The 13858-nt window shown below is 73.0% G+C and carries 5 protein-coding genes; 4 read left to right on the top strand and 1 reads right to left on the bottom strand.

The features are described from left to right. Positions 1–280 precede the first annotated feature (280 nt). From ACH436_RS04925 to ACH436_RS04910, 4 genes are read left to right on the top strand one after another with little or no spacing between them, the layout of a single operon-like run. The gene (locus ACH436_RS04925; RefSeq protein ID WP_430559035.1) at positions 281–8635 is read left to right on the top strand and encodes a hypothetical protein; all 8355 of its coding nucleotides are present in this window, start codon (positions 281–283) and stop codon (positions 8633–8635) included. A 54-nt stretch (positions 8636–8689) separates the two neighbouring features. Continuing rightward, entirely contained in the window at positions 8690–9436 is a 747-nt protein-coding gene (locus ACH436_RS04920) for a TetR/AcrR family transcriptional regulator (RefSeq protein WP_430559034.1), read from the top strand. Then, the gene (locus tag ACH436_RS04915) at positions 9436–11187 is read left to right on the top strand and encodes an ABC transporter ATP-binding protein (RefSeq protein ID WP_430559033.1); all 1752 of its coding nucleotides are present in this window, start codon (positions 9436–9438) and stop codon (positions 11185–11187) included. Before ACH436_RS04920 ends, ACH436_RS04915 begins: the two co-directional genes overlap by 1 nt. Then, complete coding sequence (locus ACH436_RS04910) at positions 11184–13214, top strand: ABC transporter ATP-binding protein (RefSeq protein ID WP_430559032.1); 2031 nt, start codon at positions 11184–11186, stop codon at positions 13212–13214. Before ACH436_RS04915 ends, ACH436_RS04910 begins: the two co-directional genes overlap by 4 nt. A gap of 87 nt (positions 13215–13301) precedes the next feature. Here ACH436_RS04910 and ACH436_RS04905 read toward each other — a convergent pair whose 3' ends face one another. Then, positions 13302–13835 carry a GNAT family N-acetyltransferase gene (locus ACH436_RS04905; protein ID WP_430559031.1) on the bottom strand — a complete coding sequence of 178 codons (534 nt, stop codon included), beginning with the start codon at positions 13833–13835 and terminating at the stop codon, positions 13302–13304. Between the last annotated feature and the right edge of the window lie 23 nt (positions 13836–13858).

Raw genomic sequence — 13858 nt, 5'->3', positions numbered from 1 at the left:
GACCTCGTGCGACGGGACCCCGTCACCCCTCGGGTGGCGGGGTCCCGGTGTGTCCACGCCCGTGGCGAGCCGCCCTTCCCTGCGCGCCGCCCTTCCCCGCGCGCCGACGGCGACCCCTGGTTACCTTGGCCGGGAGTGTGCGCCGCGTCACAGCGGGCGCGGCGCCTCGAGTCCGGCCTTCGGACGTCCCCGGGAGGACGCGATGGGCGTGGCGGATCGCGGAGGGGCGCGACCTCGACGGCGGGTGCACCGGCCCGGCGCCGCCGGTCGTCGCGTCGCCATGGTCACGGCCCTCACGCTGGCGCTCGGGGTCCTCGTCCCGCTGGCCCCGAACGGGCCGGCGCCGGAGGCCGAGGCGGTGACGCTGCCGTCCGGGCTGCAGACCGGGTTCCAGATCGACGGCGACAAGACCGGCGGGACGCCGCCGGGCACGTTCGACTGGAACGACGTCCTGCAGCCGCAGCCGTCGGCCACCCAGACGCCCACGTTCGTGCCGACGGAGCCCTACACGACGGCCGGCGGGTTCCGCTCCTCGGGCGTGTTCGCGGGGGGATTCTTCTGGGACGACGGCGCGTACGCGAACTGCGACGGGCAGGGGCCGGACCCGACCGCGAACCAGGGCAGCCAGAACGGTGACACGAACCCCTGGGTGGCGGCCCCGGCGAACGTGCAGGACAAGGCGAACCTGTGCAGCGCGGGGTACGCGACCGAGGCGCTGTCCGACGCGACCGGCCTGCGCCACTTCATCCTGTACGGCTACTTCACGCGCCGCGCGGGCAACGGCTCCGTGAGCATCTACACGGTCTTCGAGGGACCTGACCCGGGACGCTGCGACGACCTGCTGCTCGACGTGCTGTACGCCGAGGGCACGACGCGCTTCCTCGACTGGACCCCGGCGGCGGGGGACGGCTGCGCGAACCCCGACGGCGGCGGCTCGTGGGCCACGACCGGCCGCAGCGTGGACTTCGCCTTCGCGATGGGCCAGCGCACCGAGGCGCCGCCGCTCGGCAACCAGCAGCAGGACACCTTCGGCGAGTACGCCATCGACCTCACGGCGGCAGGGCTGTTCGGCGACGACGAGTGCTCGACCTTCGCGATCACCTCCCTGATGTCCCGCACGGGCGCCGCAGAGACGGCGACGATCTCGGACTTCTTCTTCAACACGCCCGAACCGCTGGAGATCTCCAACTGCGGCACCCTGACGGTCACGAAGGAGACACCGACCGGGCAGACGGACGACGAGTTCGGGTTCCGGGTGACGAACGAGAGCTCCCAGGGCGTGGTGATCCCGCCCGGGCAGACGAGCATCGAGGACGCCGTGGTCTCGGGGCAGACCCGGACGTACGAGGGCGTGCTCTCGAGCTCGCTGCTGCACCTGGCGGAGACCGGCGTCCCCCCGCCGTGGGAGCTCACGGCCGCCGAGTGCTCGTACACCGACCAGGTGGGCGAGCGACATACCGTCGACGTGACGGACCCGGACACCCCGTTCACCCTCCTGGGCGGCGGGCGGACCGACTGCGTCCTCACCAACGATGCCGCCCTGGTGACGGTGACGAAGCAGACCCTGCCGGACGGCGCGGACCAGGACTTCGACTTCACCGTGGGCGACGAGGAGGCCACCCTCGGCGACGGCGAGAGCGCGACGTTCGCCGTGCCGGCGGGCGAGGCGCTCACCGTGGCGGAGGACGCCGTCGACGGCTGGATGACGCCGCAGGTCGAGTGCACCGACGGCACGTCCGGGAGCACCGCGTCCGTCACGGTGACGCCGGTGGTCGGCGAGAACCTCGAGTGCACGTTCACCAACACGCAGCTCGCCACGGTGACCATCGAGAAGCGCGTCCCCCAGGACAGCGCGGGCAGCTCGTTCACCTTCACCGGGAACCTCACCGGGGAGGTCGAGGAGTTCACCCTGACGCCCGAGCCCGTCCCGGGCACGACGAACGCCACCGACTCCACCCAGTTCCAGGTGCCGCCGGGCGAGTACTCCGTCTCCGAGGAGGTGCCCGAGGGATACGTGCTGGCGGACCTGTCGTGCTGGGACCCGCCGTACGACTACGAGGAGGAGCTGGAGGTCGACCCGCCCACCGCGACGTTCACCGCGCGGCCGGGGTCCCAGATGACGTGCTCCTTCGAGGACATCGCGGAACCGGAGGGCGCCACCCTCGTGGTGCAGAAGGCGACCGCGCCGATAGTGGAGTGGGACGAGGACTTCCCCTTCACCGTGACGGGCCCGGACGGCTTCGACGAGGGGTTCACGCTCAACACGGTGGGCGACGACTGGTCGTGGGTGGTGCAGGAGGTGCCGGCCGGCGACTACACGATCACGGAGGAGGGGCTGACCGGCTGGAGCGTCGACGACGTCGTCTGCCAGCGCGCGGACGGGGCCGATCTCGCCTGGGAACGGCAGGACGAGGAGACGACGGGCGTCACGCTCGAGGACGGCGCGATCGTCACCTGCCTCTACACCAACCTCGCGCTCCCGGCGCAGGCGACGCTGACCAAGACGACGGCGAGCATCGGCCCGGAGCTCGCGTGGAGCGTCGACGTCTCGCTCACCCCGGCCCCGGGGGACGCCCGGACCCTGTCGGGCACGGGACCCGGCAGCGCGGCGACGACGTGGGGAGAGCTGGTGCCGGGTCAGCAGTACGTGATCCGGGAGCAGGCGATCCCCGGCTGGTCCATGGGTGCGATCACCTGCACGGACCAGGGCGGGGCCGTGGCCGACCTCGACACCGAGGACCTGACCTTCACGTTCGTCGCGGGGGTCGCGCAGGAGCTGTCGTGCGGCATGACGAACACCGGGCTGCCGTCGTCGGTGAGCCTGCGCAAGATCACGAGCGGGCTCGCCGCGGACTACCCGTGGTCGTTCGGCGTCCAGATCCGGCCCGTGCCGCAGGGCGCGACCGACCCGACGACCGTCTCCGGGACGGGACAGTCCGCCGTGACCGTCGGCTGGGAGAACCTGCTGCCCGGCCAGACGTACACGGTCACGGAGGTCGACCTGCCGGACGAGGTCACCCAGCGGCTGGAGAGCTGCACCGGGGCGGGGGTGGAGCAGGTCGAGGGCGGCTTCCGCTTCGTCGCGCCGCTCGACGCCGCCGTGTCGTGCAGCCTGACCAACTTCGTCGCGCCCGTCGCGGCGACGCTGACGAAGACGACGAGCGAGGGGGACGGGAGCTTCACCTTCGAACTGACCACCCTCGGCACGGGGGACACCCCGGTCAGCGTCCCGATCACGACCACGGCCGGCAGCGGGTCGGCCGAGCTCGCGCTGGTGCCGGGCGTGCGCTACTCGCTGGTCGAGCAGGACCAGCCCGGCTGGGTCGAGGGCACGATCGTGTGCACCGTGACGCCCGCGGCCGGCGACGAGTTCACCATCCCGGACGTCACGGACTTCACGGTCGACGTGGGTGACGCCGTCGCCTGCGCGGTCGAGAACGACATCGCCCCGGGGACGGTCTCCTTCACCAAGACGACCGGCGGCATCACCGCCGACTACGAGTGGTCGTTCCCGGTGACCCTCACGCCCGAGGGCGAGGAGGCCGACACCCAGGACGTCTCCGGCACCGGGCCGGGTTCGTCCTCGGTGGCCTGGGAGGACCTCGAGCCCGGACGGTACGTCCTCGAGGAGGGCGGGCTCGAGGGCTGGGACGCGGGACCGATCACGTGCGGCCTCGGCGGTGGCGGCGACGACCCCACGACGCCGGGCGTCGAGATCGACGTCGAGCCCGGGCAGTCGTACGCCTGCTCCGCGACGAACACCGCGCTCCCGGCCTCGGCGACGGTCCGCAAGCGGACCGCCGGGATCGGCGACAGCGTCGACTGGTCGTTCGACCTGACGCTCGCGCCGCCGCCCCCGGGGCAGGACGGCACGGTGACGCTCACCGGGACGGGTCCCGGCCTGGGCGACGACTCGCACACCTGGACCGCCCTGTCTCCCGGCGTCGTGTACTCGCTCACGGAGGCGGACCCGGGCGCCGGATGGACCGCGCAGGGCATCGTCTGCGACGACGGCAGCGGCACGCCGATCGACGCCTCCCGGCTCGTGGCCGCACCGGGTGCGGACTACACGTGCGTGGCCGACAACACGGCGCCCGCGGTGGCGGGCAGCATCACGAAGACGACGGTGGGCGGCGACGGCGAGTTCGCGTTCCTGCTGGACACCGTGCCGTCGTCGGGCTCGCCCACGTCCGTCCCGGTCACCACCGCCGGTGGCACGGGCACCGCCGACCTGCCCACCCTGCTGCCGGGGAACCGCTACTCGCTGACCGAGCAGGACGCCGACGGCTGGGCGCCGACCGGCCCGCTCGCGTGCACGCGCGCGCCGGCGGGCGGCGGCGACCCGACGCCGGTCGCCGACCTCACGGACTTCACGGTGCAGGCGGGCGACCGCATCGCGTGCACGGCCGAGAACACCGCGAACGGCCGGGTGATCCTCTACAAGGAGGTGCACGGCACCGGGGACGAGGCCCGCGACTTCGACTTCACCAGCAACATCGACGGGCACGAGGCGTTCACGGTCGAGGGCGTGCAGGACGACGGCACGCTGTACGAGACCGTCATCGAGGACGTGCCGGCGGGCGACGAGTACTTCTTCGAGGAGACCACCGACGCGGGCGACCCGCCCACCGTGCTCGCGGACCTGTCGTGCACGTACGGCGGCGAGGACCACAGCGGCACGCCCGAGGACCGGGAGGCCCGGCGCCTGGGGTTCGAGGTGCTGCCGGGCGAGACCACCGAGTGCTACTTCACCAACGCCGTCGAGGGCAGCCTCATCCTCATCAAGCGGTCGGTCCCGGCGAACTTCGACCAGGACTTCGACTTCACGATCACCGGCCCGAGCATCGCTGGCGGGGAGGAGGACTTCGTCATCAACTCCGACCCGAACGTCGCCGGCGCCATCCGGTCCTGGACCGGACTGCTCGAGGGCACCTACACGCTCACCGAGGGCGACATGCCCGACGGGTGGAGCCTCAACACGCTGAACGGCGCGACGTTCTGCAACACGGCGGACGGCTGGACCCTGGACGCCGCGGCGCAGTCGATCACCGTCGAGCTGGACGCGGCCGACGTCGTCACCTGCTTCTTCTCCAACCGCGCGGAGACGGCGTCGGTGAGCGTGACGAAGTCTGCCGCGGGGCTGGCGGACGGCACGGCGTGGTCGTTCCCGCTCACCCTGAGCCCTGCGGGCGGTGTCACCCCCGGCGGCACCCAGACCGTGAGCGGCACGGCGCCCGCCTCGGGCACCGTGACCTGGCAGAACCTCACGCCCGGCGTGACGTACACCGTGACCGAGCCGGCGCAGGACGGATGGACGTCCGGGGGGCTGGAGTGCGCGGGGGTGGCGGACGCGAGCCCGGCGGCCGGGTTCCAGTTCGTCGCCGGCGTGGGGCAGACCCTCGAGTGCACGCTGGAGAACACCGCGACCCCGGCGTCCGTCGCGGTCACGAAGACGGTCTCGGGCGTCGCGGCCGGACTCGGCTGGTCGTTCGAGCTCACCCTCACGCCCGACGCGAGCCCGGCGGGGGCGCAGACGGCCTCCGGGACGGGTAACACGTCCTCCGGCCCCGTGACCTGGACCGACCTGGTGCCGGGCACGCGGTACACCCTCGCCGAGAGCCCCCAGGCGGGGTGGGTGCTGGGGCTCGTCCAGTGCCCCGGGCTGACGGACGAGAGCGCCGACGCCGGGTTCCAGTTCACCGCGACGCCCGGCATGACCCTGCAGTGCGGGGTCGCGAACGCCGGCACGGCGTCGCGGGTGAGCGTCGCGAAGACGACGACCGGGGTGGCCGACGACGTCGCATGGTCGTTCCCGGTGACGATCTCGCCGGCCGCGTCGCCGCAGGCCACGCAGAACCTCACGGGCACGGGGTCCTCCACCTCCGCCGCGGCCACCTGGACCGGCCTGGTGCCCGGCATCACCTACACGCTCACCGAGGCGCTGCCCACCGGCTGGACGGGCGGCACGTTCACCTGCTCCGTCGGGGGCGTGCCCGTCGAGGACGCGGGCGCCGCCGCCGGGTTCCAGCTGGTCGCGGGCCTCAACCAGGTCGTGTCGTGCGAGGTGACGAACGCCGCGCAGCCCGCCGACGTCACCGTCACGAAGACGGTGACGGGCGTGGCCGACGACCTGCCCTGGTCGTTCGACGTGTCGCTGAGCCCGGAGGCGACGCCCGGCAGCCCCGTGACGCTGACGGGCACAGGGAACGCGACGAGCGCCCCGGCGACCTTCACCGGCCTGGTGCCGGGCACGCTGTACACGCTGGCAGAGGCCGTGCCCGACGGCTGGACGTCGCCGGGCCTCGTCTGCGGCGTCGACGACCTCGACCCCGACACCCCGGGTCTCCAGTTCCGCCCGGCCCTGGGGCAGAGCCTGACCTGCGACGTCACCAACGCCGCCGACCCGGCCACCCTGTCCTTCGTCAAGACGGTCGACGGCGTCGCCGACGACCTGGCCTGGTCGTTCCCCGTCACCCTCGACCCGCCCGCGGGCGGCGTCGGGACGCAGGACGCCACCGGCACGGGCAGCTCCTCGAGCGACCCGCTCGAGTGGGCCGGCCTCGTGCCGGGGACGTCGTACGACCTCACCGAGGTGGCCGACGGCTACGACGCCGGCGAGATGACCTGCGACGTCGACGGCGACGCGATCGACCTCGGCGTGCGGTTCACGCCCGCGCCCGGGGACGCCATCACCTGCGCCGTGACGAACACCGCCGTCCCGGTGGACCTCAGCGTCACCAAGACGGTGACGGGCGCGCCCGACGACGCGACCCGGTCGTTCCAGGTGACCCTCGCACCGCCCGGCGACCCGGAGGGCACGAGGACCCTCACGGTGGCCGGCAACGGGACGTCGGAGCCGGGGATGTGGGAGGACCTGGTGCCCGGCGTCACCTACACCCTCGTCGAGACGGCCGTCCCGGCGGGGTGGACGGCCGGCGGGTTCACCTGCACGGCCGGGGGCGAGCCGCTCCAGGACGCGAGCGACGCCCCCGGCTTCCAGCTCGTCGCGCGGTCCGGCCGGGACGTGAGCTGCGACGTCGTCAACACGCCGGACCCCGCCACGGCGACCGTCACCAAGACGACCGTGGGCGGCGACGGCGACTTCGCGTTCGTCCTCACCCCGCAAGGCCAGCCGGAGCAGACCGTCACGGTGACCACCGCGGACGGCTCCGGCAGCGCCGACCTGCCGGACCTCCTGCCCGGCGTCACGTACGCGCTGACCGAGCAGGCGGCCGACGGGTGGGCCGCCACGCAGCCGCTGGCGTGCACCCTCGCGCCGGCGGGCGGCGGCGAGGCGACCCCGGTCGAGGACCTCGGGGCGTTCACCGTGAGCGCGGGCGCCCACCTGGACTGCACGGCGACCAACACCCGGCTCGGGCGGGTCGTCGTCGTCAAGGCCGTGGACGGCGCGGACGCGGAGTTCGGCTTCACCGGCTCGTGGCTCGACCCCGAGGAGTTCACGATCACGACGTCCGGGGGCACGGGGGCGCGCACGTTCGAGAACGTCGCCCCCGGCGAGCACGTGCTGTCCGAGCTGGCGCGGGACGGGTACGAGGGCACGGAGCTGGTGTGCGCGGACGGCGTCGAGGACGGGGCGGACTCGACGGTCGACGGGCTCGTGGCGACGATCGGGCTCGACCCGGGCGAGACGGTGACCTGCACCTACTCCAACACGCAGTGGGGCGTGCTGGTGGTGGACAAGGCGACCGAGCCGGCCTCCGGCCAGGAGTTCGGGTTCTCCTGGGGCCCGGAAGGGGGAGCGCAGGAGCGCTTCACCCTCGCGGACGGGGACGACCCGTTCACGACGCAGCCGCTCGCCCCCGGGGTGTACACGGTCTCCGAGGAGGGCGCGGAGGGCTGGCAGCTGGAGTCCGTCGACTGCTCGGGATCGAGCGGGGGCACGGTGGTCGACGGTGCGGCCGCGACGGTCGACGTGCGTGCCGGAGACACCGTGCTGTGCCGCTTCACCAACGTGCGCCCGGCCGACCTGGAGGTAGAGAAGACCGTCGTCAGCGGACCGTCGGCCGGCGGGGACGGCACCTACCGGATCGGCTACCGGGTCTCGGTGCGCAACCCGGGGGGAGTGGTGCAGCGGTACGACCTCTCCGACCGGCTGCGCTTCGGCGGGGGGATCCAGGTCCTCGACGCGGTCGTCACGTCGCCGGACATCCAGGTCAACCCGGGCTGGGACGGGAGGGAGGATCTCGTCGTCGTCGCGGGGGCCACGATCGCGGCCGGTGCGACGCAGTCCTTCGACGTCCTCGTGACGGCGCGGGTGCCGGCCGACGTGCTCGACGAGGCGCGCGTCTGCCAGGGCGTCGTGGGGGAGGACGGCGGCAGCGGCTTCCTGAACACGGCCTCGGTGCGGGGCCCGGGCACCGAGGAGGTCGCCGCCGACGCCTGCGTCGACGCGCCCCCCGCGGTCCCGCCGGGTCCGTCGCCGAGCCCGTCCCCGACCGGCCACCCGGGCCCGACCTCGAGCGCCGAGCCGACGCCGGGCCTGCCGCCGGACGGGGCCCCGGGACCGGGTGGGCCGCTGGCCGTCACGGGGCCGGGGGCGGGGATCGCCGCCCTCGCGCTCGTCCTGCTGCTCGGGGGCGCCGCGCTGGTGCTGGTGCGCCGCCGCCGAGGCTGACCCGATGGTCGGGCCAGTTGCGGAGTGAGTGCTCACTCATTTACTGTGGCGGTCATGAGCCCAGCCCCGACGGGTCGCGCCGCCCCGATGGCGCCGGACGACCGGCGCGCCGCGATCGCCCAGGCCGTGATGCCCCTGGTGGGGGAGCTCGGCGTCGACGTCACGTCCCGCGAGCTCGCGGACGCCGCGGGGGTCGCCGAGGGCACCCTGTTCCGCGCCTTCGGGGACAAGTACACGCTCATCGGCGCGGTCGCGGTCGAAGGGCTGCACCGCGCCTCCGGCCCGGTCGAGACGCGCGCCGAGCTCGCCGCGATCGACCGGGAGGCCCCGCTCGAGGAGCGGCTCGAGCGCGTGATCGAGCTCGGCCGCCGGCGCATGTCGGACGTCATGCGCTGGATGGGCGTGCTGCGTGCGCTGCACCACCGCACGGGGGCGCGCGACCAGGCCGAGCCGGAGCACGTGCAGGACTTCCGCGTGCAGCTGGCGCAGCAGCGCGAGCAGCAGCGCGAGGCCACGGTCGCCGGGCTGATCGGCGTGCTGCAGCCGGACGAGCACCGGCTGCGGGTGCCGATCGAGGTCGCGGTGGCCCTGGTCGAGGCGAGCATCGCGGGCACGCACGCACGGGTCGACCACCTGCTGCCCGCGCCGTCGCCCCGCGTCGTCGCCGACGTGCTCGTGCACGGCCTCGCCGCGGACCGCGAGGAAAATCCCGTGCCCGACGGCGCGAGACAGGCGAACACTGCGTCCGAGAATCCCCCCGGGGCTGCGAAGCCCGCTCACTCCCACCCCCAGGAGCCCTGATGCTCGTCTCCCTGGCGCGGAGCTATCTGCGCCCGTACGCCGGCGCCGTCGCGCTCCTGCTGGTGCTCCAGCTGCTCGCGACGCTCGCCTCCCTCTACCTGCCCTCCCTCAACGCCGACATCGTCGACAACGGCGTGGTCCAGGGCGACACCGCCTACATCATGCGCGTGGGCGGCTGGATGCTCGTCGTGAGCCTCGTCCAGGTCGCGTGCGCGATCGGCGCGGTGCTCCTCGGTGCGCGCGCCGCGACGGCGCTGGGCCGTGACGTGCGCCGGGACCTGTTCGACTCCGTGCAGGGGTTCTCCGCCCGCGAGCTGGGGCAGTTCGGTGCCCCGTCCCTCATCACCCGCACGACCAACGACGTGCAGCAGGTGATGATGGTCGTCCTGATGACCTTCACCATCATGGTGATGGCGCCGATCATGCTGGTCGGCGGCGTGATCATGGCGCTGCAGGAGGACGTCGAGCTGTCCGCGCTGCTGCTGGTCGTGGTGCCCGTCCTGGGCATCGCGATGGGCCTGCTGATGTGGCGGATGGTGCCGTACTTCCGGGCGATGCAGAAGCGGATCGACGCGATCAACGGCGTGCTGCGCGAGCAGATCACCGGCCTGCGCGTGGTGCGCGCCTTCGTCCGCGAGCGCCGCGAGCTGGAGCGGTTCGGCGCGACGAACGAGGCGCTGTACGACACGTCGCTCAACGCGGGCAAGCTCATGGCGCTGGCGTTCCCGATGGTCATGCTCATCATGAACGCCTCGAGCGTCGCGGTGCTGTGGTTCGGGGCTCAGCGCATCGACAACGGGCAGATGGAGGTGGGGGCGCTCATGGCGTTCCTCAGCTACATCATGTACATCCTCATGGCCGTGATGATGTCGACGATGATGGTGATGATGGTGCCGCGCGCCTCGGTGGCGGCGGGCCGCATCACCGACGTCCTCGGGACCGAGACGTCCGTGACCGAGCCGGCGGCTCCGGTCAGCCTCTCGTCCCTCGCCGACGGCGAGGGCCCGCGCGGCGAGGTGCGGCTCGAGGGCGTCGAGTTCCGGTACCCGGGCGCCGACGAGCCGGTGCTGCACGACCTGACGTTCACCGCGTCGCCCGGCCGCGTGACGGCGATCATCGGCTCCACCGGCGCGGGCAAGACCACCCTGCTCAACCTCGTGCCGCGGCTCTTCGACGTCACCGGCGGGCGGGTGCTCCTGGACGGCGTGGACGTGCGCGACCTGGCGACGGGCGACCTCGGGTCGCAGCTCGGGCTGGTGCCGCAGAAGGCGTTCCTGTTCAGCGGCACGGTCGCGGACAACCTGCGCTACGGCAAGGCCGACGCGACCGAGGAGGAGATGTGGGCCGCGCTGGAGATCGCGCAGGCGCGCGACTTCGTCGAGGCGCTCCCCGAGGGTCTTGAGGCTCCGGTGGCGCAGGGCGGTACGACGTTCTCCGGCGGCCAGCGCCAGAGGCTCGCCATCGCGCGCGCCGTCGTGCGGCGCCCGCGGGTGTACCTGTTCGACGACTCGTTCTCCGCGCTCGACTACAGCACCGACGCGCGGCTGCGCGCCGCGCTGCGGCCGCGCACGCAGGACGCCACCGTGCTCGTCGTCGCGCAGCGGGTAGCGACCATCCGTGACGCGGACCAGATCCTCGTGCTCGACCACGGGCGCATCGTCGGCCGCGGCACGCACGCCGAGCTGCTGGCCGACAACGAGACCTACCAGGAGATCGTCTCCTCCCAGATGTCCCTCGAGGAGGCGGCATGAGCGGCGAGCGCAAGGCACCGGCAGCAGGCGCACGACCCGGCGGCGGGCCGCGCGGCGGCGGGCCGATGGGCGGGATGGGCGGCGCCCCGGGCGCCAAGGCCATGAACTTCACCGGCTCGCTCAAGCGGTTCGCGGGGGTGATGCGCCCCGAGCGGACGCGCGTCGTGCTCCTCACGCTGTGCGGCGTCGTCTCCGTGGCGCTCACCGTGGCCGGCCCGAAGATCCTGGGCGACGCGACGAACGTGATCTTCGCCGGAGTGGTGGGCAAGGGGCTCGTGACGGCCGGTGTCCCGGCGGGGACCACGGGAGCGCAGGCCGCGGCCATGCTGCGCGAGTCCGGGAACGACGCGCAGGCCGGCCTGATCTCCTCGCTGCCCGGTGTGGTGGCGGGCCAGGGCGTCGACTTCACCCGGCTCGCCCAGATCCTGCTGTGGGTGCTCGCCATCTACCTGGGCGCGTTCCTGTTCGGCTGGCTCCAGGCGCGCATCATGACGATCGCGGTGCAGAACACGATGCGCCGCCTGCGCGACGACGTGGAGGCCAAGCTCCACCGCATCCCCTTGAGCTACGTGGACAAGCAGGCCAAGGGCGAGATCCTCTCGCGCGTCACCAACGACATCGACAACGTGGCGCAGACGACGACGCAGACGCTCGCGCAGCTCGTCACGTCCGTGCTCACGGTGGTCGGCGTGCTCGGGATGATGTTCTGGATCTCGTGGGTGCTGGCGCTGGTCGCGCTCGTGACAGTGCCGCTGTCGGTGGTCCTCACCATGCAGATCGCCAAGCGGTCGCAGCCGCAGTTCGTGGCGCAGTGGGCCGCCACCGGCCGCCTCAACGCGCACGTCGAGGAGATGTTCACCGGCCACTCGCTGGTCAAGGTGTACGGGCGCCAGGAGGCCGCCGCGGCGAAGTTCGGCGCGGAGAACGAGGCGCTCTACGAGGCGTCCCGGAAGTCGCAGTTCATCTCCGGCACGATGCAGCCTTCGATGGGCTTCCTCGCGAACCTCAACTACGTGATCGTGGCCGTGATCGGCGGGCTCCGGGTGGCTTCGGGCCAGCTGTCCCTGGGCGACGTGCAGGCGTTCATCCAGTACTCGCGGCAGTTCACGCAGCCGCTCACGCAGATCGCGTCGATGATGAACCTGCTGCAGTCCGGTGTCGCCTCGGCCGAGCGGGTGTTCGAGCTGCTCGACGCCCCGGAGCAGGACCCCGACCCGGCGGACCCCCGCCGACTGGCGGACGTCCGCGGCCGCGTGGCGTTCGAGGACGTGTCGTTCTCCTACGACCCCGAGACGCCGCTCATCGAGCACCTCGACCTCGTCGCGGAGCCCGGCCAGACGATCGCGATCGTCGGCCCGACGGGCGCCGGCAAGACGACGCTGGTCAACCTGCTCATGCGGTTCTACGAGGTGAACGCCGGACGCATCACCCTCGACGGCGTCGACACCCGCGACCTGACGCGCGACGACCTGCGCTCGCGGATCGGCATGGTGCTGCAGGACACGTGGCTGTTCAAGGGCACCATCGAGGAGAACCTGCGCTACGGGGTGCGTGACGGCGTCACGGTGGGGGAGGCGGACTTCCTGGCCGCCACCGAGGCCACGCACGTGGACCCGTTCGTGCGGACGCTGCCCGACGGGTACGCCACGCTGCTCGACGACGAGGCGACCTCGCTGTCGGCGGGCGAGAAGCAGCTGCTGACCATCGCCCGCGCGTTCCTCGCCGACCCGGAGATCCTCGTGCTCGACGAGGCGACGAGCTCGGTCGACACCCGCACGGAGGTGCTGGTCCAGCAGGCGATGAACGCGCTGCGGGCGAACCGCACGTCGTTCGTCATCGCGCACCGCCTGTCGACCATCCGCGACGCGGACACCATCGTCGTGATGGAGCACGGGCAGATCGTGGAGCAGGGCGACCACGACACGCTGCTCGCCGCCGGCGGGGCCTACGCCCGGCTGTACGAGTCTCAGTTCAGCGCCCCCGCGGTGAACGAGGAGGACGTGGTCGCCGGGCCGGCCGGCGTCTGATCCGCCGACAGCGACGTGCGTGCTGACTTGTTCCTCAAACGTCCCGTTTGAGGAACAAGTCAGCACCCACGTGTCCGGCCCGGGTGGTCAGGGGAGCACCAGCATCCGCGCGGGTGGCGCGTCCTCGCGCTGCCAGTCGAACCGGGCCTCGCCCACGACGCGCCACCCGCGGTGCAGGTAGACGGCGTGCGCGACGCCGTCGCGGTCGTCGACGTCGAGCACGGGGGTGCGGCCCTGCGCGCGCAGGTGCGCGACGGCGGCGTCCAGCAGGGCGCCGCCGACGCCGCGGCCCTGCGCCTGCGGGCCGACGAAGAGGACCGACACGCACCCGAGCTTGTCGACCGGGCGGCCGGCGCCCGCGGCCCAGATGGCGCCGTACCGGTCGTCCGGCACCGTCGTCACGCTGACGTGCCCGACGACCGTGCCGTCCACCTCGGCCACCCAGGCGCGCTCCTCGTCGGGGCGCACGACGAACTGCTCGACCGGGAACGGCAGCGGCCACCGGTGCGGGTACCCCGAGGCGGGCTGCTGGGCGGCGAGCACCTCGGCGAGCGCGGGCAGGTCGGCGGGGCCACGGTCACGCAGGACGACGGCGGGGGAGCGGGCGGCGTTCGGGCTCACCCCGCGATCCTGGCACGCCGCCC

It is taken from the genome of Isoptericola sp. NPDC019693, assembly GCF_044389085.1.
In the GTDB taxonomy this organism is placed as follows: domain Bacteria; phylum Actinomycetota; class Actinomycetes; order Actinomycetales; family Cellulomonadaceae; genus Isoptericola.
This window is presented reverse-complemented; position numbering and strand designations above follow the sequence as displayed.